The organism is Amycolatopsis sp. NPDC000009, assembly GCF_055563465.1.
The window spans coordinates 157,378-178,730 of the sequence record NZ_JBVHDI010000019.1 but is presented as its reverse complement, the minus strand read 5'-3'; the positions used below and the strand labels follow the sequence as shown (position 1 = coordinate 178,730).

Below are 21,353 nucleotides of genomic sequence, written 5' to 3'. Positions count from 1 at the left end.
GCCTCAAAACCCACACCCACTACAACGAAAACACCGCCTGGGCCCACCACACCACCACCGCTTGACACACAAAACCCAGGGATGTCTTCACGGACTTCGGCAAGTGCGGGGCCGTGTGGGTCGAACGACCCACAGCGCGGTAACCGGAACCGCGTTAGCATCCCGTGCAGTGAATCGTTGACAACCCGTGGGGGTCACGGGTCTCACCTTCCCTGCTTGAAAGGTGTTCCTGTCATGCGCATTCGTTTCCTCCTGCCGATGCTCGCCCTGGTGGCCGGGCTCGGTACCGCGGTGGCCGCGCCGGCCGCCGCCGATCCTGGTCCGGTGACGGCGGGCGAGGTGTCCGTCGCCGACGCCTGTTACTCCTGGGGACGCACGTTGTCCCAGGGCGCGTCCGGTGAGGACGTCCGGCAACTGCAGATCCGGGTCGCCGGTTACCCCGGTTACGGGGGCGTTCTCGCCATCGACGGCCAGTTCGGCGCGGGCACCAAGGCCGCGGTCACCCGCTTCCAGCAGGCGTACGGGCTGGCCGCGGACGGTATCGCCGGATCGGCCACGTTCAGCAAGCTCTACGCGTTGCAGGACGACGACTGCACGCCGGTCAACTTCACCTACGCGGAGCTGAACCGGTGCAACTCCGACTGGTCGGGCGGCAACGTCTCAGCCGCGACGGCCAAGGCCAACGCACTGGTCTCGATGTGGAAGCTGCAGGCGATGCGGCATGCCATGGGCGACCGGCCGATCGACGTCAACGGCGGTTTCCGCAGCGTCGCCTGCAACAACGCCGTCGGCGGGGCGACCAACAGCCGTCACCTCTACGGCGACGCGGTCGACCTCGGGGCGGGCTCGCAGGGCTTCTGCGGGCTGGCCAGGCAGGCCCGCAACCACGGGTTCAGTGAGATCCTCGGCCCGGGCTACCCCGGGCACAACGATCACACCCACGTGGCACACCGGTCGACGCGGTTCTGGTCGGCCTCGTCCTGCGGGATCTGAGTCACTCCCAGCGCCACAGCGACGGCGGCCGTCCTCCCTTGGGGAGGGCGGCCGCGTGTTCGGTGGTGCGCCGTAAACCGGGGACCCGCTCCATGGTCCGGCCGAGGTTGGCCGGATAGGGGCGGTCCCCGGTCAGCGCTTCGGTGACGTCCAGCGCCTGCGCCGTCGTGAAGATCCGCCCCAGCAGCCCGGCGGTGAAGGCGACGTCCCGCCACAGCCGTTCGGCCAGCATCGGGCGGCAGTCCGCCACGATCCGGTCGTGGTCGAACGCCAGCGGCGGGACCTCGTCCAGCGGAGCCCACACCACGTTCCCCGGCTCGTCGAGCGCGGGATCCACCGTGGCCCACAAGGCGATCGAGAGCGTGGGACCGCGGGGATCACGGTTCGGCTCGTCGAAGGTGGCGAGCTGCCCCGTGGCCGACACGGCGTCCGGCGGGAGGCCGAGTTTCCCGGCCACCGCCCGGCTCGCCGCCTCCCTCAGCCGTTCCCCGAGCCCGAGCAGCACGCCGGGCAGCGCGAGTTCCCCCTCGAAGGGCTCGGCGGCTCGCGGCGCGATTCCCAGCAGCACTTTCCTGGTGCCGGGGGCGAACCGCACCACGAGCACGTCAACGGACACCGGCGTCGACTCGATCACGCGTTGATTGTCGACCTTGCCTCCGCGACGCGGTAACCGGCCCTGTCCGGCCCGTACCCGGCGACGGCCACCGGCAGCCGCTCGCCGAACCACTCCAGCGGATCCGGCAGGTCGACGGCGGGGGAGCCGTCCCCGGGTACGACCTTCAGCCCGGTCGCGTCGAGATGCGTCACCGCGAGCGCGTCCACGCCGTCGCAGGCCGCGATCGCGTAGTCGAGCAGGGCCGCGTCGAGATGACCTGCCCGCCACGCGCCCTGGAATTCCCCGGTTTCGTTGTGTGCCTCCGGAAAACGCGCGAGCACGGCGGCGGACTCGGTCGGCAGCGGACCCGCGCCGTGCCGGGTGAGGTAGGTCCGCGTGACGCCCAAGACGGTGTGCGGGCGCCCACCCAGGAGGGCGCGGGCGTTGTGCGGCGTGGTGGTGGACCAGGTCGTATGCGGATGGAATCCGTGGTGCTGGTCGAGGAGAGCCCCCTGCGCTCCCTCGAAGACAAGCCGCCCGGAATCCGCCAGCCGTCCCGTTTCGTCCCCGCCGGTGATCCGCACCGCGTCCGCGAAATCGCGGTACAACGCCACCAGTTCGTCCACGCCGTGCGGCGGCGTGGCGAGCGGCGCGTAGAACCGCGCGAGCGCGTCCAGCTTGCGCCGCAACACCGACGGGGTGGCGCAGTCGGCGACCGTGGGCGCTTCCCCCGGCGTCCCGATCACTTCCTGGTTTTCCACCACCTCGCCCGGCGCCGCCCCCGGCAGCAGCGAGTACCAGACGGTCTCGCCGATGCCCTTGCCGCACGAGCCGTGCCGGTTCGCGCCCCGGGCCTCCTCCCTGGCCCGGTTGGCGTGGATGTGGAACGGCGTCGTGAGCAGGGCCCGGCCGTCCACGCTCAGCAGCGAGAGCGGATTCCGGACGCCTGCCGCTTCGAGCCGCCGCGCTTCCGCCGCCAGCGCGAACGGCTCGACCAGCACGAACCGCGAGAGATGGGTGGGCACGCCGGCGAACGTGCCCGCCCCGAACTGGCTGAACGTGTGATGCCGCCCGTCCACGACGACGTTGTGCGCGGCCTGCGCGCCCCCGTTGAAGCGGACCACGGCGGTGGTGGGCCGGGCGGCGCAGAGCGCGTCGACCACCGCGCCCTTGCCTTCGTCGCCGAAGCCGAGCCCGACCACCACCACGTGACCGTCCAGGAGACTCATCGCAGCACCACGTCGCTCGGCCCGTCCGGCTCCGGCACCGCCGAGGTGACGACCGACTTGGTGCCCAGCTTCGCCAGCGCTTTGCCGACCGCCTTGCTTTCGGCGACCGAGCCGACGTCCGCGAGATCGGCGAGCGCCCGGTCGACGTCGACGACCCGTTCCTCCAGCCCGATGGTGGCCGCGATCAGTTCGCACACCGCGCCGGGATCGTCGAGCTTCAGGAAGTTCTGGCCGAGCAGACCGCTCCAGTGTTCGCCGATCTCCGGGTCGTTGTAGTACGACGACTGGTTCGGCAGCACGAAGTAGACGTGCCACTTGCGGGCCAGCTCCCGGTACACCGACGCCGGGTCGATGTCCTCCCGCACGTCGTCCCCGATCACGCGGCGGATGTGGCGCGCCTCCAGCGCGGGCTTGTTCAGCTCGTCGCCGATGACGAACAGATAGCCCTTGCGGCCGCGGTTCTGCCACGCGTCGGTCACGACGTGCCGCGCCATGAAGTACGCGGCCAGTTCGTAGGACTCGCTCTTCTGCCCGCCGCCACCGCCTTCGAGGAAGATCGTGCGCAGCTGCTCGTCCATCCGGTTGTCCGATTCGAACTGCCCGACCTGCAAGGGAACCCGGTCGCTGTCGGCGTCGCCGATCGCGCCGAACATCACCTGCGGGTCGGCCAGGTACCCCCGGCGCTTCAGCAGGCCGTGCAGTTTGCCGAGCTTGCCCTGCATGACCCGCGGCACCCGGCGCATCGAGCCGGTGACGTCGAACAGCACCGCGATCGGCGTCGAATCGGTGTGGTCGGCCGAATCCCGGCATTCCCGGACCGCGTTCAGCGGGTCGAGCGCGGGCGCGACCTTCCAGTCTTTCGCGGGCTTGGAGCGGAGATCGGCGGTGTAGCCGAAGTCGTCCTCGCCCTTGGCCTTCCGGAAGGTCTTCGCGGCGGCGTAGGCGTTGTCGTCCCAGTGTCCGTGTCCCATGGTCAGGCTCCTGTCTCGGGGATGGTGAAGGGTCGGAAGGTGCGGGGGCCGTAGAGGTCGTCGAGCAGCGCGTCGTATTCGTCGAGCAGATCGGCGGCGTCGGGCCGTTGTGCGGGGTTGTCCTGTGTGCACCACGTCGCGAACTCGCGCTGCCGGGTTTCGTCCGGTGCCAGGAGTTCCAGCATCATGCGGTGGAGCATGCGGACGTCGGTGGCGGCGGTCATCGGCAGTCCTTTGTGGACTTCCGGTGGGTAGTCGATGGAGTTGTCCGCCGCGAGCGGGAGGACGCCGTCCTCGACGGCGAAGGACCAGCCGACGACGACGATGCCGTGCCGCTCCGGATGGACGAGCACGTTGTCCGCGGTGAGGTGGCCGTGGACGACACCCGCGCGATGCGCGCCGGCCACCGCGCGCAGGAGACGACGGTGCATCCACGCGTAGTCGCGGCCGTCGAGCCCGCCGGGGAAGGCCTTCCCGGCATCGGCGAGGGTGACGAAACCGTCGACGAGCGGGTCGAGGACGCTGAACGCGCGGTCACCCCTGGCCACCGGACCCGAGGTGTCCAGCAGCCGTGGGTAGTAGGGGCGCAGCCAGCGGTGCCGTTCGGTGAAGCCGTCGAGCGTGCGCAATGCCGCCCACTCGGCGTGGATCAGCGGGTTGAGCGCCGGGTCGCGGACGAGTTTCACCAGATGCGGCCCGGTGGTCCGGTAGGTCGTCGCGACACTGCCCACCGCGTGCGGCGTGGTGAGGGTGTACGCCGACGTCGCCGTGGTGACCGTCTGGCGCCGGGCACGTTTCCACTCGTCGTGGAGCCGGTTGAGCGTGGCGGCGGCGCGATGGGCGCGCTCGTCGCCGGGGTTGCGGTCGGGGTGGAGTACGGCCGCCAGTTCGCGGTAGCGATGGCGCGCGAACAGAGCGGCCGCGTCGACCGTGTTCTCGACCATCGTCACGGCGTCTTCCCTGGTGAGCATAGTTTGAGTCTAGACGACTCTTACCTGGTGTGGCAAGAGGGTGGGTACAAATCCCGTGCCGCTCCGCCGCTCCGGCGAATAGCGTGAAAGGGCCGAACCGAAAGGATTTTCTTGTCAGGTGAACCGCGGAAACCCAGTGTTCCGTCCCGGCTGCTGCTGGCCGGGATCCCGTTCGTCTTCCTGTTGTGGGTCGCCGGGGGAGCGATCGGTGACCGCGTGCGTGAACTGGACACCGGCGAGGACGTCACGGTCGTCGCTGTCTCGGGATGCGTCGAGGAAGGGCCGCCGATGAGCGGCCGGTTTCCCTACTGCGAGGCCGGGTGGCGGTTCGACGACGGGCGCACCGGGCGCGGGAGGATCGACGGCGAAAGGGTCGCGGAGGGCGACAGGATCTTCGCCGGTGACGGATTCGCTTACCCGTCGAGGTCCAACCGGGTCCTGAGCCTGGCGATGGTCGCGCTGTGCGGCCTGGTCCTGCTGGGAATGCTGATCGGGCTCGGCGTCCTGTACCGGAAGGGCCGGACCGGGCGGCGTCGCGAGCGGTGACGCCGCCGGGTGGCTCAGCTCCGGGTGGCTTCGATCTGGCGCTCGTCCTCGGTCGAGCAGCTCGTCACCGGATCGTTCGGCCCGCTACCGCAGGTTCAGGGCCCGACCACCACGGGGCCGGGCCCCTGCGGTGACGCCGCCTCGGCGGGCGTCAGCTTGGCGAAATAGTCCGTGAGCACTCGAGTCGCTTCGGCGCAGTCGGCCTTCCCGCGGACGACGACCTTGTTCTTCGCGCCCTGGAACCCGGTGACCTCACCGCACGGCGTGCCGGCCAGAACCTGATCGGCCGCGGGGACGGGAGACGACGACGGCGCGGCGGCGGGAGCGGGATCCGCGCCGCAACCGCTCAGCAGGACGACGGCGAACGCGGCGGGGAGCACGGCGAGGCTCTTCATGGGCCCTTCTTCTCGAGGATGGTTCATTCGACGGGGACGACAGCGGCGAACACGTTCTGTTCGCCCTTGCTGCAACTGGTGCCGCCCTGTGCGGCGGGAGCACCGGAGACGCACAGCCAGCCGTCCACGGTCTCACTGACCGGTTCGTCCGAGCTCGCGGACTGACGTCCGGCGATCCTCTTGTGGAACGAACCGACGATCCCGGTCGCGTCCGCGCACGAGACCCCGGGGCCGTTGAGCACCTGCAGGGTCAGGCCGCTGGCCGCGGTGACCGTGCCGCACGAACCCTGAACCGGTTCAGCGGGTTTCGGCTGGGAAGTGGGAGGCGGGCCGGCGGAGCGGCTCGGCGCGGTCTGCGACGGGATGGGCGGCACCGACACACTGGACGCCGCGGTGGGAAGCGAGGGCGGCGAGGCCGACATCAAGGTGACAGGCGGTGGCGGATCTTCGCCCGAACAGGCGGCGAGCGTTCCGACGGCGGCACAGACGGCGCAGGCCGCGAACAGGCGCCGCCACGTTCCCGTGGTGGTCGAGGCGGGCAAGGCGATCCCTTCGTCGGCCGGTCGTGGCCGGCCCATTCTGACCCGGCCGGGCCCGATGTCGTGGCATTGAGCCACATTCGATTCGCGGGAGGTTATCGCGCCCGCGACGCCGCGCTACGCGAGGACCGCGCAAGCACTGTCCATTGTGGACGATTAACATGCCGTTCACAGCGTGACGACACCCTGTTGTCGTCGCGAACCGATCGGACGAATCCACGCCGGATCCGTTAACGCGCGGACCCGTTCTGCCGAAAACAAAGGTAGCGCTCCGGCGTGTCCCAGTCCCCGTCACGAAACCGTGAGAGTGATGAAGACCGACGAACAGACCGACCCCGCGTCACCCCAGGCCACCGCACCGGCGAGCGCGGAGCTGCCACCGACGGCACCGTGCACCGTCGTCTGGTGTGGTGGCCGCCCGTACGTCCTCGAAACCTCCGCCGGTCACAACCGCTGGATGGGCACCGACCACCGGGGCAGGCCCGTGGCGCTGACCAGCGCGGACCTGCAGCGTCGCGGCTGGACCCACACCCGGGCCAGCTGACGGGGGAGGATCTGCCGCCGCTGGCTAGGCTGAGCGGGTGAGTACGCCCCCCGAACCGAGCGTGACCAGCGAAGAGCCTTCCCTGCTGCGGCAGGCCCTGAACGTCCCCAACATGCTTTCGATCCTCCGGCTCGCCGGGGTGCCGGTCTTCCTGTGGCTGCTCCTCGGCCCGAAGGAGGACGGCTGGGCGCTCGCGCTGCTCGTGTTCAGCGCGCTCACCGACTGGCTCGACGGCAAACTCGCCCGCTGGCTCAACCAGATGTCGCGGCTCGGCCAGCTGCTCGACCCCGCCGCCGACCGGCTCTACATCCTCGCGACCCTCATCGCGTTCCTGATCCGCGACATCATCCCGTGGTGGCTGGTGGTCCCGCTGGTCGCCCGCGAGGCCGTCCTCGGCGTCTGCGTGCTGCTGCTGCGGCACCGCGGGTTCGCCCCTCCGGAGGTCACCTACATCGGCAAGGGTGCCACCTTCGTGCTGATGTACGCCTTCCCGTTCCTGCTGCTCACCCAGGGCGGTTCCGACATCGCCGCGATCGCCCGGCCGATCGGATACGCCTTCACGGCGTGGGGTGCGGTCCTGTACGTCTATTCGGGCGTGCTGTACATCGTCCAGACCGTGCGCGCCTTGCGGGAGGCGCCGGGCGCGTGACCCGGCGGGATGCGAAACTGCGCGCGTCGGTTTCGAGCGAGGGCACCAGAAAGGGGAGCGGCGTTGTCCACTCCAGAAGAACTGCGGTACACCGAGGAACACGAGTGGGTCTCCGTGCGCGACGGAGGGCTCGTGCGGGTGGGCATCACGGAGTACGCCCAGGACCAGCTCGGTGACGTGGTGTTCGTCGAACTGCCGGAGGTCGGCAAGCAGGTCGGTTCGGGCGACGCGTTCGGCGAGGTCGAGTCGACCAAGAGTGTTTCGGAGCTGTTCGCCCCGCTCGACGGCGAGGTGGTCGCGGTCAACGACGCGGTGACCGAGTCGCCCGAGCTGATCAACAGCGACCCCTACGGTGAAGGCTGGCTGATCGAGCTCCGTCTCGACGACGCCGGCTCGGTGGAATCCCTGCTGGAGGCCGAGGCCTACCAGGCGCTGATCAAGGAATAGCCGCAGGCCGCGGCCCTTCGGGAAGAGTAGGGGGAGCCGCGGGCCGGAGATTCGATCAGGCACGGTACGTTTGACCTCCACACGTTCTTGAGTAGTGGCAACACACATGCGTTAGGAGAGCTCAGGTGAGCACGAACGACGGGCCCGGCGTTCCCCCGGAGCAGTCTCCGGAGCGGACTTCTGTCTTCCGGGCCGACTTCCTGGCCGACGTCGAAGGCACCGAGGCTCCTCCGGCTGCCGAGGCCCCCGTCCAGGGTGTGGACGCGCTGCCCGCGGGTTCCGCGCTGCTGGTCGTCAAGCGGGGTCCGAACGCCGGTTCGCGCTTCCTGCTGGACCGCGACACCACCAGCGCGGGGCGGCACCCGGACAGCGACATCTTCCTCGACGACGTCACGGTCTCCCGGCGGCACGCCGAGTTCCGCCGTGAGGGCGGCGAGTTCGTCGTCATCGACGTCGGCAGCCTCAACGGCACCTACGTCAACCGCGAGCCGGTCGACCAGGCCGTCCTCGCCGGTGGCGACGAGGTGCAGATCGGCAAGTTCCGCCTGGTCTTCCTGACCGGCCCGGGTTCCGGGGGCCAGGGGGCGCGGTGACGGCGGCCGGGCGGCCTGATCGGGATGCGTCGCAGCGCGATGGGTTGAGCATCGGGGCCGTGCTGGCACAGCTGCGCGGCGACTTTCCCGATGTCACCATCTCCAAGATCCGGTTCCTCGAGGCGGAGGGTCTGGTCCAGCCGGGCCGGACCCCGTCGGGGTACCGGCAGTTCGCTCCGGCGGACGTGGAGCGGTTGCGGTTCGTCCTGTCCGCCCAGCGGGATCACTACCTCCCGCTGAAGGTCATCAAGGAACAGCTGGACGCGGCGGATCAGGGCGCCGCGCCCTCAGCGGAGATGCCGCGGCTGCCGCGGAAACTCGTGTCGCTCGACGCCCCCGGTGAGAACGGCGGACTGCCGTCCCCGGGGGACTTCGAGACCGATCGCGAGATCAGGCTGACCGAGGAAGATCTGCTCCGCCAGGCCGGCATCGACGCCGCCACCCTGGCTGAGCTGCGGCAATACGGTCTCGTCCGCCCGGGGGCGGCGGGGTTCTTCGACCCGGACGCGGTCCTCGTGGCGAAAACCGTGAAGGCGATGACCGAATTCGGTATAGAGCCGAGACATCTGCGTGCCTTCCGGGCCGCGGCCGACCGCGAGGTGGGCCTGCTGGAGCAGATCGTGACCCCGGTGTATCGGCATCGTGACGAGGACGCCCAGGCGAGGGGCGACGAAGTCGTCCGCGAGCTGGCCGCCTTGACCGTGGCGTTGCACACGCTCTTGGTGAAGGCCGGAATACGGGCCGTCACGGGCGGTTGAACGGCTTCGGGGGACCGGGAGCCGTTGTGCGGCCACTTGTCAATGCCTGAATGTTCGGCATCCTATGCCGTACCGTGAGAGTCGGGTTTGCCACGGGCGAACCGAGAATGTCGGAGACAGCGAGCACAGCGCTCGGAAGACGGGTAGCGTCGGGACTGCCGTCGCTTGGTCGTCGAGACAAGCGTTGCAGCCCGTGCGCACGAGAGGGAGGCGAAGCCCGATGAGCGAGATGCGCGTCGTCGGCGTGCGGGTGGAGCTACCCGCGAATCAGCCGATCTTGTTGCTGCGGGAAACCGAAGGCGAGCGTTACCTGCCGATCTGGATCGGCTCGGTCGAGGCCACCGCCATCGCCTTGGAGCAGCAGGGAGTCCGCCCGGCCCGTCCGCTCACCCATGACCTGCTCAAGGAGGTCATCGGAGCGTTGGGCCGTGAGCTGGAGCAGGTCGTGATCACCGATCTGAAGGAAGGCACGTTCTTCGCGGAGCTGGTCTTCGACGGGGACATCCGGGTTTCGGCGCGACCGAGCGATTCGGTGGCGCTGGCGCTGCGGGTGGGCGTGCCCATCCACGCCGTGGACGCGGTGCTCGAGGAAGCGGGCCTCATCATCCCCGACGAGCAGGAGGACGAGGTCGAGAAGTTCCGCGAGTTCCTCGACTCGGTCTCGCCGGAGGACTTCCGCGGCGCGGACACCTGATCCCGCCCCTTCTTTCATGCGCGTTCAGTCCTCTGAATGCGGTTCGCGACGCCCTCGGACTGGACGACACGCGTGTGACAGCGTTCCGCCGCGAGTCGTCCGCCCGAACACGCGTGTCGTCCATCTGATCACGTGTGTCGTCCGTCCAGACACGCCGAACCGTCGCCCGGGCACCGCCAAGGCACGATCGGCGAGTCAGGCCGCGGTCGCCTTGACGAACAGGTCCGCCAGCTCCCGCCCGTACCGCTCCAGATCCAGCTCCGGATCCGCCGCGAACTTCGCCGCGACGCCGTCGATGGCCTGTGCGATCGACAACGCCATCACGTCCGCCGCGAAGCCGCCGAAAGCGCCTTCCTGCTGCCCCTGGCGTAGCTGACGTTCGAGCCGGCCGGTCCGGAATTCCTCGACCAGCGGCGCCGACATGAACCAGCCCTCCGCGTCCGAGCCGCTCGAACCCATCTCGACCATGACCCGCACCAGTTCCGGGTACGAGCCGAGGAACGCGATCTCCGACTCGATGTAACCGCGCAGCAGCCCGGCCCGGTCGGTCGTGCCCTGGATCCGCTCCTGGAGGAACTTGTCCTTCATCCCGGTCGCGGTGGTGACCACGGCCTGCATCAGGCCGGCCTTGTTGGTGAAGTGGTACGAGATGATCCGGGTGCTGGACAGCCCGGCCCGTTCCTTGATCTTCGCGAACGACGTCTTGTGGTAGCCGAGGTCGGAGATCGTCGCGATCGTGGCCCCGATGATCTGGGCCCGCCGGGCGGCCTCGGTGACCGACAGCCCCAGCTCCGCCTGGACCTCTTGCATGGCGCTCTGCGTGGAGGGAGTTACTTGCATGAGTAAAAAATAACACGCCTGAGTAAAACGCGCCACCGTGCCGCCGAATGGGGGACTGTGCTCGACAAGCCTCAAGAAGAGCTTGAGGCCGACCGCGCGTCGCGTTGACCGGTTTGCCGGACGCGCTTACCGTCAATGGAGGTGAATCGCCAAGGTGTGATTCGGATGTCTGGGGCATTCGTCTTGACGAGGAACTCCGGTGCGGGCTCACGTGGGTCCGCGCGGCTTTGTTCGCCGGCCGCCAGGTCGGGCGAGGGGAGGCATGGCGTGGTCGAGGCTGGTAGCCCTCAAGAGCCGCTCGTTCCGGTCGCTGACGGCGAGCAGGGCGAGCTGTTCCCCGACTCTTCCCTCCCGGACGAACTCGTCGGTTACCGTGGTCCCGCCGCCTGTCAGATCGCCGGGATCACCTACCGGCAGCTCGACTACTGGGCCCGCACGAAGCTGGTCGCGCCGAGCATCCGCACGGCGCACGGCTCCGGGTCGCAGCGGCTCTACTCGTTCAAGGACATCCTCGTCCTGAAGGTCGTCAAGCGGCTGCTGGACACCGGTGTCTCCCTGCAGAACATCCGCGTCGCCGTCGACCACCTGCGCCTGCGCGGCGTCCGCGACCTCGCCAAGGTCACCCTGTTCTCCGACGGCACCACCGTCTACGAGTGCACCTCGCCCGAAGAGATCGTCGATTTACTCCAGGGCGGGCAGGGCGTGTTCGGGATCGCGGTCAGCGGAGCGATGCAGGAGATCAGCGGCACCATCCACGAGTTCCCGGCCGAACGGGCGGACGGCGGCGTGATCGAAACGGTCACGCCGGACGAGCTCACGCAGCGCCGCAACGCGCGTCGCACAGGCTGATCATGAAGCCGCGTGGGCGGCAGGGTAGGCTCACTTCCGCGGTCGACGAATCCGCGCGGGAGAGACCGAGTCGATAACCGTTGAGCTCGGCGCCGAAGGAGCAAGTCCTCCCCGGAACCTCTCAGGCACCCTGGACCGCGCGGAAGAGACGCCTCTGGAAAGTGGTTCGCCAGGTCACAGCCTGGCGGCCCCGCCGACGGTGCAAGCCCGGCTCAACACTCGGGCGAAACTCTCAGGCGCCCCCACGGGGGTACGGACAGAGTGGGGAGGGCCAGGACAATCGTCCCGGCCCCACCCCCGCGTCTTGGGAGGTCCCCGATGGAGCCCGTTTCACTGGCCGCTCTCGAATCCGGAACCCCCTTCGCGGACCGGCACATCGGTCCCGGCACCGAAGAGCTCGCGCGCATCCTCGACGTCGTCGGCGTCGCCTCCCTGGACGAACTCGCCGAGCGGGCGGTCCCCACGTCGCTGCGCGAGTCCGCGGCACCGCCGGATCTGCCGCCGCCCGCCACCGAGACCGGCGCGCTCGCGGAACTCCGCGCGCTGGCCGCGCGCAACCGGCCGATGGTCCAGATGATCGGCCTCGGCTACCACGACACCGTGACCCCGCCGGTGATCCGGCGGAACGTGCTGGAGAGCCCGGCCTGGTACACCGCGTACACGCCGTACCAGCCGGAGATCTCGCAAGGCCGCCTCGAAGCGCTGCTGAACTTCCAGACCATGGTGTCCGACCTGACCGGTCTGCCGATCACAGGAGCCTCCATGCTGGACGAGGCGACCGCCGCGGCGGAGGCGATGACGCTGGTCCGCCGGGCGGGCAAGGCGAAGTCGAACCGGTTCGTGGTCGACGAGGACACCCTTCCGCAGACGATCGAGGTCCTGCGCACCCGCGCCGAGCCGCTCGGCATCGAGCTGGTGACCGCGGATCTGTCCCAGGGCATCACCGGCCTCGGGCTCGGCGGCGACTTCTTCGGGGTGCTGCTCTCGTATCCGGGCGCGTCGGGCGTCGTCCGCGAATGGGACCACACCATCGCTGAGGCCAAGGCGCTGGGCGCGGCGGTGGTGATGGCCGCCGATCCGCTGGCGCTGACCCTGCTGCGGTCGCCCGGTGAGCTCGGTGCCGACGTCGCGATCGGATCCACGCAGCGCTTCGGTGTCCCGATGGGCTTCGGCGGGCCGCACGCGGCGTACCTCGCCGTCCGGCAGGGGCTCGAACGGCAGTTGCCCGGACGGCTGGTCGGGGTGTCGAAGGACGCCGACGGCGCCCCCGCGTACCGGCTCGCGTTGCAGACCCGCGAGCAGCACATCCGCCGTGAGAAGGCGACGAGCAACATCTGCACCGCCCAGGTGCTGCTGGCGGTGATCGCGTCGATGTACGCGGTGTACCACGGTCCCGAAGGCCTGCGCGCCATCGCGAACCGCGCGCACCGGATGGCCACGGTGCTCGCGGCGGGGCTCGCCGAGAACGGTGTGGACGTCGTGCACTGCGAGTTCTTCGACACCGTGCTGGTCGGCGTCCCCGGTCGTGCGACCGGCATCGTCGCCACCGCCCGGGAACTCGGGGTCAACCTGCGGCTCGTGGACTCCGACCACGTCGCCGTCGCCTGTGACGAGACGACCACCCGTGAGCACCTTTCCCTGGTGTGGAAGGCGTTCGGGGTCGCGGTGTCCGATGTGGACTCGCTCGACGCGGACACCGCGGACGGCTTCCCGCCGGATCTGCGCCGCACCAGCGACTACCTGACACATCCGGTCTTCCACGCGCATCGCTCGGAGACCGCGTTGCTCCGGTACCTGAGGTCGTTGTCCGACAAGGACGTCGCGCTCGACCGGAGCATGATCCCACTCGGTTCCTGCACGATGAAACTCAACGCCACGGCCGAGATGGAGCCGATCACCTGGCCCGAGTTCGCGGGGCTGCACCCGTTCGCACCCGCCGAGGACGCGGCCGGTCTGCTCACCGTCGTGAAGGACCTGGAGCGGTGGCTCGCCGGCATCACCGGCTACGACGCGGTCTCCCTGCAGCCGAACGCCGGAAGCCAGGGCGAGTTCGCCGGGCTGCTGGCGATCCGCGCCTATCACCGCGAACGCGGGAACGCCGCGCGTGACGTCTGCCTGATCCCGTCCAGCGCGCACGGGACGAACGCGGCCAGCGCCGTCATGGCGGGGATGCGCGTGGTCGTGGTGAAATGCGACGACGAGGGCAATATCGACCTCGGCCACCTCAGGTCCACTGTGGACGAGCACGCCGACGACCTCGCCGCGATCATGATCACCTATCCCTCGACGCACGGCGTGTACGAGGACACCGTCCGCGAGGTCTGCGCGCTGGTGCACGACGCGGGTGGCCAGGTGTACGTCGACGGCGCGAACCTGAACGCCCTGATCGGGGTGGCGCAGTACGGGAAGTTCGGCGCCGACGTCTCCCATCTCAACCTGCACAAGACCTTCTGCATCCCGCACGGTGGCGGCGGGCCGGGTGTCGGACCGATCGGCGTCCGCGCGCATCTGGCGCCGTACCTGCCGAACCACCCGCTGCAACCGGACGCCGGCCCGGCCACCGGCGTCGGCCCGATCAGCGCCGCGCCGTGGGGGAGCGCGTCGATCCTACCGATCTCCTGGGCCTACGTCCGGATGATGGGCGCCGACGGCCTGCGGCGTGCGACCCTGACCGCGGTCGCGAACGCCAACTACGTCGCGAAACGTCTCGCCGCGCATTACCCGGTGCTGTACTCGGGGCGCGAGGGACTCGTGGCGCACGAATGCATCCTCGACCTCCGCGCGCTCACCAAACGGACCGGCGTCACCGTCGACGACGTGGCCAAGCGGCTGGCCGACTACGGCCTCCACGCGCCGACGATGTCCTTCCCGGTCGCGGGAACGCTCATGGTCGAGCCCACCGAGAGCGAGGATCTCGGCGAACTCGACCGGTTCTGCGACGCGATGATCGCGATCCGCGGCGAGATCGAGAAGGTCGCCGCGGGGGAGTGGCCGGTGGACGCGAGCCCGCTGCGCAACGCCCCGCACACCGCGCGCTGTCTCGCGGGTGAGTGGGATCGCCCGTACAGCAGGGAGACCGCGGTCTTCCCCGCCGGGTTCACCGCGGCGAAGATCTGGCCTCCGGTGCGGCGGATCGACGGGGCCGCGGGGGACCGCAACCTCGTCTGCTCCTGCCCGCCGCCGGAGGCCTTTGCCTGAGTGTCAGCCGGGCATCTTGTCGAGAAAGCCCAGCACCTGCTTGATCCGCCCGTCCTCGACGGTGATGACGTCGAAGCCGATCGCCAGCGGCTCTTCCGCACCCTCCGGGCCGAGGTACCACTGGAACCTCGCGATGTCGTGGTGCGCGTCCGGCGCCGCCGGCAGGCTGAACCGCAGGCCCGCGAACTGGGCCTGGGCGCCGGCGATGAAGCCGTCGACGCCGTCGTGGCCGGTGACCGCGCCGAGCGGGTCGGTGTAAGCGGCGTCCTCGGTGAACACTTCGGCGATGAGCGCGCGGCGCTTGGCCGCGTCGGTCTCGTTCCACACGGCGATGTACTGCTCGGCGACGCGCTGGATGTCCGACATGGTGTCTCCTCGTTCTGTTGCGGGGTAACCGATGCCGCAACTCTGTCGGCCCAGGGTGGGTCCCGTCGATTACGCGGGAGGTAATGGCGGCTCCGCGCGCGGGGCCGTAGGTTCGTGATCGTGACGACCACAGTGACCGCGGGCCGCCCCGTCGGCGAACTCCTCCGTGAATGGCGTGACCGCCGACGGATCAGCCAGCTGGATCTCGCCATCTCGGCGGACATCTCCACCCGGCATCTGAGCTTCGTGGAGACCGGCCGGTCCAAGCCCAGCCGCGACATGGTGCTGCGGCTCGGCGAGCATCTGGAGGTGCCCTTGCGGGAACGCAATCAGCTGTTGCTGGCGGCGGGCTACGCGCCCGCGTACGCCGAAAGCGGCCTCGGCGCCCCGGAAATGGCGGCGGTCCGCAAGGCGGTCCGTCAGTTGATGACCAGCCACGAGCCGTACCCGGCCGCCGTCGCGGACCGCTGGTGGAACCTGGTCGACGCCAACGCGAGCATCTCGATCATGACCGGCCTGGTCTCGCCCGCCTTGATGACGCCGCCGGTCAACGTCCTGCGGGTGACGCTGCATCCGGAGGGGATGGCGCCGCACGTGCTGAACCTGGGGGAGTGGCGCGCACATCTGCTCGGCAGGCTGCGGCGGCAGGTGACCCAGACGGCCGACCCGGCGCTGACCGAACTCCTGGAGGAACTGCTCTCGTACCCGTGCGCGGATCCCGTCCCCGAGGTGGAGGTCCCTGGACCGGGCGACATCTTCGTCCCGTTGAAGCTGCGACACGAGGGCGCCGAACTCACGTTCTTCAGCACCGTGTCCACGTTCGGGACGCCGTTGGACGTCACGGTCGCCGAGCTGGTGATCGAGTCCTTCTTCCCGGCCGACGCGGACACGGCGGAATATCTGCGCGCGTATGCGGCGCGTGGGGTGGAATGATGCTGGCCAAGAAGTCCCGCCACAGACTCCAGTGAGGATTCCGCTTCCATGGCCGTGCCTTCCGTCGTCCTGAACAACGAGGTAACCATCCCCCAACTCGGTTTCGGCGTCTGGCAGGTCCCCTCGGGCGATACGGCCAAGGTCGTCCGGACCGCCATCGAGGCCGGGTACCGCAGCATCGACACCGCGGCGTCGTACGGGAACGAAGCCGGCGTCGGCGAGGCGATCCGCTCGGCGGGCGTGCCCCGCGAAGAACTGTTCATCACCACCAAGCTGCCGAATCCGGGCCACGGCTACGACGAAGCGCTCCGCGCGTTCGACGCGAGCCTCGCGGAACTCGGCCTGGACCGCGTGGACCTCTATCTGATCCACTGGCCGATGCCTGCCCGCGGGAAGTACGTCGAAACGTGGCGGGCGCTGGAAAAGCTCTACGCGGACGGCCGGGCACGCGCCATCGGGGTGTCGAACTTCCACGTCCCGCATCTGCGGCGGCTGTTCGACGAGACCGGGATCGTGCCCGCGGTCAACCAGGTCGAGCTGCACCCGCGACTCCAGCAGAAGGCGCTGCGGGAGTTCCACGCCGAGCACGGCGTCGTCACCGAGGCGTGGAGCCCGCTCGCGCAGGGATCGCTGCTCTCGGACCCGACACTGACGGCCCTCGCCGCCAAGTACGGCAAGAGCCCGGCGCAGCTCGTGCTGCGCTGGCATCTGCAGCTCGGCACGGTCGCGATCCCGAAGTCCGTGACGCCGTCCCGGATCCGGGAGAACTTCGACGTCTTCGACTTCGAACTCGCTGAGGACGACCTCGCGGCGCTCGCCGAATTCGACGACGGGACGCGCACCGGCCCGGATCCGGACACCTTCGGCTCGTGAGTGGTAAGGACGGTTCTAACCCAAGTTATGAAGGTCGAGTTTCCTCGGCTCAGCCGAGGGAAGGGGGCCTTCACGCACGACCCCTGTGACTACTGGTGCACGTGGGGCGAATGTGGCCACTACCCAAGTCCGTGAAGGCCTCCTTGAAGGACCCAGAGTCCCTCAAGGAGGCCTTCACGGACCGCAGCCGGAATCCACGTAGGTGCCCACTCACGAGAGTCGAGGTACGGGAAAGGCCCCTTCCCGAGCGGCGAAGGGGCCTTTCCCGTGGTTCGGGGCCTGTCAGGTGGCCTTGATACCCGCGGCGGCGAAGTCGGCCTGCTGGGCAGGCTGCTGCAGGTACTGACGGAAGGTCTGAGCGGCGCGCATCTGGACCTCGTCGATGCTCTTGCCGGCGAGCCCGACGAGCGGGTAGTCGGCCGAACGCGCCGTCGCGACCGACTGGGCGGGCGATCCGACCAGTTCGGGTTTGGCGGTGTTCAGCTCGGTCACCCAGTAGGAGGACTCGGGGATCCAGGCGGCGGGAAGGCCGCCGATGGAGTCGAGATTGGTTCGCCCGACGAGGCCGTCGAGCACCGACGCGGAGGACAGCGCGTCGACCTGGATGACCACGCAGTGGTCGCGGACCACGGTCGCGGCGTTGTTCCACCGCTCGGCCGCCGCGCGCACGGGCTTTTCGATGCTGGGGGTGACGACGACCCGCATCGGGGTGTCGCCGGCGCTGCACGCCTTGGCCTGGGCTTCGGCGCGGGTGTTGAGCTCGCCGTCGGCCCAGTTCCAGCCGAACACGCCGATCGCGACCAGGACCACGAGGACCAGACAGGCGATCGGCCACTTGGCGATCCGGCGCCGCGGGGCCTTCTTCCCGACGATCCGGTGTGAACCGGTCGCCTCACCGCGGCCCTGAGGCCGCTTCGGCGGGTCGAGGGGATGCGGCACCGGCTCCTCGGCCACGCTGTGTCGCCCCATCGTTGTCCTTTCGAAACGTGCGCGCTCGCGCTGCGTATGCAATCAAACCGTTATCACTCTAACAGGGGAGGATGTTACGGGGAATGTGACGACTCACAGTTGTTTTCCGCGTGTCGCGGGCACCTTCTTTAACTCGGCGAGGAGCCGTTGGCAATGCGCTATCAGGTGCTCACGCAGCGGCGCCGCCCGGCGGGCGAACGCGGCCTGCGCGCGTGCGTACTCGGCGCGGCCTTCCGGGCTCTCGATCCGCACGGGCGAGTACCCGAACTCCGCCAGATCGTACGGGCTGGCCCGCATGTCCAGTTCCCGGATGTCCGCCGCCAGCTCGAAACAGTCCCCGACCAGCTCGGCGGGCACGAACGGATCGAGTTTGTACGCCCACTTGAAGAGATCCATGTTGGCGTGCAGGCAGCCCGGCTGTTCGAACTCGGCCTGGTTCTCCCGCGCCGGCCGCAGCGTGTTGCGAGGCCGGGCGGGCTCGGTGAAGAACCGGAACGCGTCGTAATGCCCGCACCGGATCTCCAGCGACTCGACCACACCGTCGGTTCCGGCCGAACCGAGGCGGAGCGGGAGTTGTGAGTGACGCACCTCATCCGCCGATTCCCGGTAAACCATTGCCCATTCGTGCAGCCCGAAACAACTGAGTCTCGGAGAGCGGGACGCGGTCGCGGAAAGCAGTCCGAGGACGAATTCGGCGGTCTTGGCCCGGCCCTCGGTGAAGCCCGCTGGATCGAGCATGACGCCCTCGGGGGTCTCCAGGTAACCCTTCCGCTCCAGGAACCGCCGGGCGGACGCGCCTTCGAGCACGACTCCCGGACCCGGTTGCCAGCGTTCGAGATGCCCCGGACGGTGCGAGTAGTAGGTGAAGAGGAAGTCGAGCACCGGATGCTTTTCGTCCCGTGAGCGGCGGCGCTGGTGCGGTGTCGTCCAGCGCCGCATCCGCGTGACGTGCTCGTCCTCCCGGGCCCGCCAGACGGGCTCGGGAAGAACGATCGGGCCGGTCATGACATGACGTGGGTACCGTCGCGGACGGTTCCCACGTATTCCTCGACGAGGTCCTCCAGCGCGACGACGCCGACCGCCGCCCCCGCCGGGCTCAGCGCCCGCGCCAGGTGGCTGCCTTCCTTGCGCATCGCCGACAACGCCTCGTCGAGCCGGGCGTCGGCGTGCAGTTCGGTGAGCGCGCGAGTCTTGTCCGGCGGCACCACGGTGGTGGGATCCTCGCCCACGAGGTCGAGGATGTCCTTGACGTGGATGTAGCCGGTCAGCGTTCCGTCGTCGGTGCAGACCGGGAAGCGGGAGAACCCGGTCGAGGACACCGCGCGCTCGACGTCGCCAAGGGTGGGCGAGCAGGGCAGCGTGGTCAGCTGGGCCGTCGGGACCAGCACGTCGGCCACCGTCTTCTCCACCGAGGACAGCGTCTTGCTCAGCCGCTGATGCTCGGAATGCTCCAGCAGCCCCTCGCGCCGCGACTCACTGAGCAGTTCCGCGAGCTCGTCGGAGGTGTAGGCGGTTTCGAGTTCGTCCTTCGGCTCGACCTTGAACACCCGCAGCAGCGAGTTCGCGACGAAGTTCAGCAGCCAGATGAACGGGTTGGCGAGCTTCACCCAGGCCACGTGCACCGGGACCAGCCACAGCGCCAGCCGCTCCGGCTCGGCGATCGCGAGGTTCTTCGGCACCATCTCGCCGATGAGGACGTGCAGGATCGTGATGAACGCCAGCGCGATCGCGAACGAGATCGGGTGCAGCAGGACCTCGGGAATCCCGAACAGTTCGAAGAACCCGGCCAGCCGGTGCGCGACGGCGGGCTCGCCGAGCCGTCCGAGCAGCAGCGAGCAGATGGTGATGCCGAGCTGCGCGCCCGCCAGCATCAGCGAGACGTTCCTGCTCGCGTTGATGACGATCCGGGCCCGGGTCTTCCCCTGCTCCAGCAGGGCTTCCAGCCGGTCGCGCCGGGACGAGATGAGCGCGAACTCGGCGCCGACGAAGAACGCGTTGGCCAGCAGGAGGACCACGACGAGGAAGATGTTGAACCAGTCGCTCATCGGGCGGGCTCCTGCTCGGCGGACGTGGCGGTCTCGCTGATCCGCCGGACTTCGACCTCGGCGATGCGGAGACGGTCCATTCTGGTCACCGTGAGCCGCCAGGCGTCGAGATCGGTGGCGTCGCCGGGGGAGGGGATCCGGCCGAGCCGTTCGAGGATCAGGCCGGCGATGGTCTCGTAGTCGCCGTCGGGCATCCGGAACCCGGTCTCGTCGGTGACCTCGTCGGCGCGAAGCTGCCCGGACACGAGCCAGTTGTCGGCGCCGACCTGCTGGGAGGACGGTGCTTCCCGGTCGTCGTGCTCGTCGCGGACGTCGCCGATGATCTCTTCGACCACGTCCTCCAGCGTCACCAGGCCCGCGGTGCCGCCGTACTCGTCGACGACGATCGCGAGCTGGAACCGGGAATCACGCAGCCGGTTGAGCAGCGAGTCGCCCGGCAGCGATTCGGGCACCGTCGGGATCGGCCGCATGACCGAACCGATCCGTACCGTGGCGCGCTGCGCGGCCGGGACGGTGAACGCCTGCTTGATGTGCACCGCGCCCTGCACGTCGTCGAGATCCTCGGTGTAGACCGGGAAACGCGAAAAGCCGGTGCGGCGCGAAATCTCGATGAGGTCGGAGATGGTGTCGTCCACGGTCAGCGATTCGAGCTGGACGCGGGGTGTCATCAGCTCTTCGGCCGTCCGCTCGCCGAAACGCAGCGACTTGTCCAGCAGTTCGGCCGTCGACGTGTCGAGCGTGCCGCTCTCCGCGCTGGACCGCACGATCGAGCCGAGTTCCTGCGGCGACCGGGCCGACCGCAGTTCCTCCTGCGGCTCGACGCCGAATTTGCGGACGAGGAAGTTGGCGCTGTTGTTCATCAAGGTGATGAGCCAGCGGAACAGCGACGAGAACCGTGAGTGGTACCCCGCGACGGCGCGCGCGGTCTGCAGCGGCCGGGCGATCGCGAGGTTCTTCGGCATCATTTCGCCGAGGATCATCGACAGCGACGTGGCCAGGATCAGCGCTACCGCGAGCGACACCCCGTTCGCCACGCCTTCGGAGAACCCGACGGCGGTGAACAGCGGGTGGAGGAGGTCACCGATCACCGGTTCCGCGAGGTAACCGGTGATCAGGGTGGTGATGGTGATCGCCACCTGCGCACCGGAGAGCTGGAACGAGAGCGTGCGATGGGCCTTCTGCACGGTGTGCGCCCGCTTGTCACCGACCTGGCGGACGTTCGCGTCGACCGTGCTGCGCTCGAGCGCGGTGAGGGAGAACTCGGCGGCGACGGCGAGGCCGGTGCCGACGGTCAGCAGGAGGAACAGGAGAATGCCGAGAACGGCGAGCAGGACTTCCATCATTCCCTGCCGGCGG

At 69.2% G+C, this 21,353-nt stretch carries 24 protein-coding genes and 1 riboswitch; of the genes, 12 read left to right on the top strand and 12 right to left on the bottom strand.

The window, feature by feature from the left end:
• Positions 1–234: 234 nt before the first annotated feature.
• Positions 235–993, top strand: a complete 759-nt coding sequence (locus ACZ3HL_RS35545; protein WP_465422169.1) for a D-Ala-D-Ala carboxypeptidase family metallohydrolase — start codon at positions 235–237, stop codon at positions 991–993.
• A gap of 1 nt (position 994) precedes the next feature.
• Here ACZ3HL_RS35545 and ACZ3HL_RS35540 read toward each other — a convergent pair whose 3' ends face one another.
• The 4 genes from ACZ3HL_RS35540 to ACZ3HL_RS35525 are packed head-to-tail and all read right to left on the bottom strand — an operon-like array spanning position 995 to position 4,759.
• Positions 995–1,627 (bottom strand): NUDIX domain-containing protein, encoded by a 633-nt coding sequence (locus ACZ3HL_RS35540; protein WP_465535684.1) that lies wholly within the window; start codon positions 1,625–1,627, stop codon positions 995–997.
• The gene (locus ACZ3HL_RS35535; RefSeq protein ID WP_465422167.1) at positions 1,624–2,817 is read right to left on the bottom strand and encodes an adenylosuccinate synthetase; all 1,194 of its coding nucleotides are present in this window, start codon (positions 2,815–2,817) and stop codon (positions 1,624–1,626) included. Before ACZ3HL_RS35535 ends, ACZ3HL_RS35540 begins: the two co-directional genes overlap by 4 nt.
• On the bottom strand, positions 2,814–3,788 hold the full coding sequence (locus ACZ3HL_RS35530) for a hypothetical protein (protein WP_465535682.1): 975 nt from the start codon (positions 3,786–3,788) through the stop codon (positions 2,814–2,816). The genes ACZ3HL_RS35535 and ACZ3HL_RS35530 overlap by 4 nt, the downstream gene beginning before the upstream one ends.
• 2 nt (positions 3,789–3,790) lie before the next feature.
• Positions 3,791–4,759: an adenylate cyclase gene (locus ACZ3HL_RS35525; protein WP_465535680.1), complete on the bottom strand. Its 969-nt coding sequence runs from the start codon at positions 4,757–4,759 to the stop codon at positions 3,791–3,793.
• Positions 4,760–4,870: 111 nt separating this feature from the next.
• Between ACZ3HL_RS35525 and ACZ3HL_RS35520 the strand changes: the two genes are divergently transcribed.
• Positions 4,871–5,305: a hypothetical protein gene (locus tag ACZ3HL_RS35520; RefSeq protein WP_465535678.1), complete on the top strand. Its 435-nt coding sequence runs from the start codon at positions 4,871–4,873 to the stop codon at positions 5,303–5,305.
• Positions 5,306–5,400: 95 nt separating this feature from the next.
• Here the strand turns inward: ACZ3HL_RS35520 and ACZ3HL_RS35515 are convergent, their stop codons facing one another.
• Positions 5,401–5,700 carry a hypothetical protein gene (locus ACZ3HL_RS35515; protein WP_465535676.1) on the bottom strand — a complete coding sequence of 100 codons (300 nt, stop codon included), beginning with the start codon at positions 5,698–5,700 and terminating at the stop codon, positions 5,401–5,403.
• A 23-nt stretch (positions 5,701–5,723) separates the two neighbouring features.
• The gene (locus tag ACZ3HL_RS35510; protein WP_465422162.1) at positions 5,724–6,242 is read right to left on the bottom strand and encodes a hypothetical protein; all 519 of its coding nucleotides are present in this window, start codon (positions 6,240–6,242) and stop codon (positions 5,724–5,726) included.
• A gap of 307 nt (positions 6,243–6,549) precedes the next feature.
• Here ACZ3HL_RS35510 and ACZ3HL_RS35505 point away from each other — a divergent pair, with 307 nt between their 5' ends.
• From ACZ3HL_RS35505 to ACZ3HL_RS35480, 6 genes are all read left to right on the top strand, one after another.
• Positions 6,550–6,783 carry a hypothetical protein gene (locus ACZ3HL_RS35505; protein ID WP_465422161.1) on the top strand — a complete coding sequence of 78 codons (234 nt, stop codon included), beginning with the start codon at positions 6,550–6,552 and terminating at the stop codon, positions 6,781–6,783.
• Between the two features lie 37 nt (positions 6,784–6,820).
• Positions 6,821–7,432 carry a CDP-alcohol phosphatidyltransferase family protein gene (locus tag ACZ3HL_RS35500; RefSeq protein WP_465422160.1) on the top strand — a complete coding sequence of 204 codons (612 nt, stop codon included), beginning with the start codon at positions 6,821–6,823 and terminating at the stop codon, positions 7,430–7,432.
• A gap of 63 nt (positions 7,433–7,495) precedes the next feature.
• Positions 7,496–7,879, top strand: a complete 384-nt coding sequence (gene gcvH, locus ACZ3HL_RS35495) for a glycine cleavage system protein GcvH (RefSeq protein WP_465422159.1) — start codon at positions 7,496–7,498, stop codon at positions 7,877–7,879.
• Between the two features lie 125 nt (positions 7,880–8,004).
• Entirely contained in the window at positions 8,005–8,472 is a 468-nt protein-coding gene (garA, locus tag ACZ3HL_RS35490; RefSeq protein ID WP_016334077.1) for a glycogen accumulation regulator GarA, read from the top strand.
• Positions 8,469–9,230, top strand: coding sequence for a transcriptional regulator FtsR (gene ftsR, locus ACZ3HL_RS35485; protein ID WP_465422158.1), 762 nt, complete (start codon positions 8,469–8,471; stop codon positions 9,228–9,230). Before garA ends, ftsR begins: the two co-directional genes overlap by 4 nt.
• 220 nt (positions 9,231–9,450) lie before the next feature.
• Positions 9,451–9,924, top strand: coding sequence for a bifunctional nuclease family protein (locus ACZ3HL_RS35480; protein WP_005150031.1), 474 nt, complete (start codon positions 9,451–9,453; stop codon positions 9,922–9,924).
• 195 nt (positions 9,925–10,119) lie between these two features.
• On the opposite strand, the gene ACZ3HL_RS35475 is transcribed toward ACZ3HL_RS35480, so the two are convergent.
• Positions 10,120–10,734 (bottom strand): TetR/AcrR family transcriptional regulator, encoded by a 615-nt coding sequence (locus tag ACZ3HL_RS35475; protein WP_465535693.1) that lies wholly within the window; start codon positions 10,732–10,734, stop codon positions 10,120–10,122.
• Positions 10,735–11,031: 297 nt separating this feature from the next.
• Between ACZ3HL_RS35475 and ACZ3HL_RS35470 the strand changes: the two genes are divergently transcribed.
• Together ACZ3HL_RS35470 and gcvP are read left to right on the top strand one after the other, a co-directional pair.
• Positions 11,032–11,613, top strand: coding sequence for a MerR family transcriptional regulator (locus ACZ3HL_RS35470; RefSeq protein WP_005150040.1), 582 nt, complete (start codon positions 11,032–11,034; stop codon positions 11,611–11,613).
• 46 nt (positions 11,614–11,659) lie between these two features.
• A riboswitch (glycine riboswitch) is annotated at positions 11,660–11,761 on the top strand.
• A gap of 170 nt (positions 11,762–11,931) precedes the next feature.
• A complete protein-coding gene (gene gcvP / locus ACZ3HL_RS35465) occupies positions 11,932–14,811 on the top strand; it encodes an aminomethyl-transferring glycine dehydrogenase (protein WP_465535674.1) in 2,880 nt (959 codons plus the stop codon).
• A 3-nt stretch (positions 14,812–14,814) separates the two neighbouring features.
• Here gcvP and ACZ3HL_RS35460 read toward each other — a convergent pair whose 3' ends face one another.
• Positions 14,815–15,177, bottom strand: coding sequence for a nuclear transport factor 2 family protein (locus ACZ3HL_RS35460; protein WP_465535673.1), 363 nt, complete (start codon positions 15,175–15,177; stop codon positions 14,815–14,817).
• A 114-nt stretch (positions 15,178–15,291) separates the two neighbouring features.
• Here ACZ3HL_RS35460 and ACZ3HL_RS35455 point away from each other — a divergent pair, with 114 nt between their 5' ends.
• Both ACZ3HL_RS35455 and ACZ3HL_RS35450 read left to right on the top strand, forming a co-directional pair.
• The gene (locus tag ACZ3HL_RS35455) at positions 15,292–16,110 is read left to right on the top strand and encodes a helix-turn-helix domain-containing protein (protein WP_465535672.1); all 819 of its coding nucleotides are present in this window, start codon (positions 15,292–15,294) and stop codon (positions 16,108–16,110) included.
• Between the two features lie 48 nt (positions 16,111–16,158).
• On the top strand, positions 16,159–16,983 hold the full coding sequence (locus ACZ3HL_RS35450; RefSeq protein WP_465535671.1) for an aldo/keto reductase: 825 nt from the start codon (positions 16,159–16,161) through the stop codon (positions 16,981–16,983).
• 282 nt (positions 16,984–17,265) lie between these two features.
• On the opposite strand, the gene ACZ3HL_RS35445 is transcribed toward ACZ3HL_RS35450, so the two are convergent.
• The 4 genes from ACZ3HL_RS35445 to ACZ3HL_RS35430 form a co-directional block, all read right to left on the bottom strand.
• Positions 17,266–17,952: a hypothetical protein gene (locus ACZ3HL_RS35445; protein WP_465422153.1), complete on the bottom strand. Its 687-nt coding sequence runs from the start codon at positions 17,950–17,952 to the stop codon at positions 17,266–17,268.
• 93 nt (positions 17,953–18,045) lie between these two features.
• Positions 18,046–18,957, bottom strand: coding sequence for a 3-methyladenine DNA glycosylase (locus ACZ3HL_RS35440; protein ID WP_465535670.1), 912 nt, complete (start codon positions 18,955–18,957; stop codon positions 18,046–18,048).
• Positions 18,954–19,997, bottom strand: a complete 1,044-nt coding sequence (locus ACZ3HL_RS35435; RefSeq protein WP_465422151.1) for a hemolysin family protein — start codon at positions 19,995–19,997, stop codon at positions 18,954–18,956. Before ACZ3HL_RS35435 ends, ACZ3HL_RS35440 begins: the two co-directional genes overlap by 4 nt.
• Complete coding sequence (locus ACZ3HL_RS35430) at positions 19,994–21,340, bottom strand: hemolysin family protein (RefSeq protein ID WP_465535669.1); 1,347 nt, start codon at positions 21,338–21,340, stop codon at positions 19,994–19,996. Before ACZ3HL_RS35430 ends, ACZ3HL_RS35435 begins: the two co-directional genes overlap by 4 nt.
• Positions 21,341–21,353 lie beyond the last annotated feature (13 nt).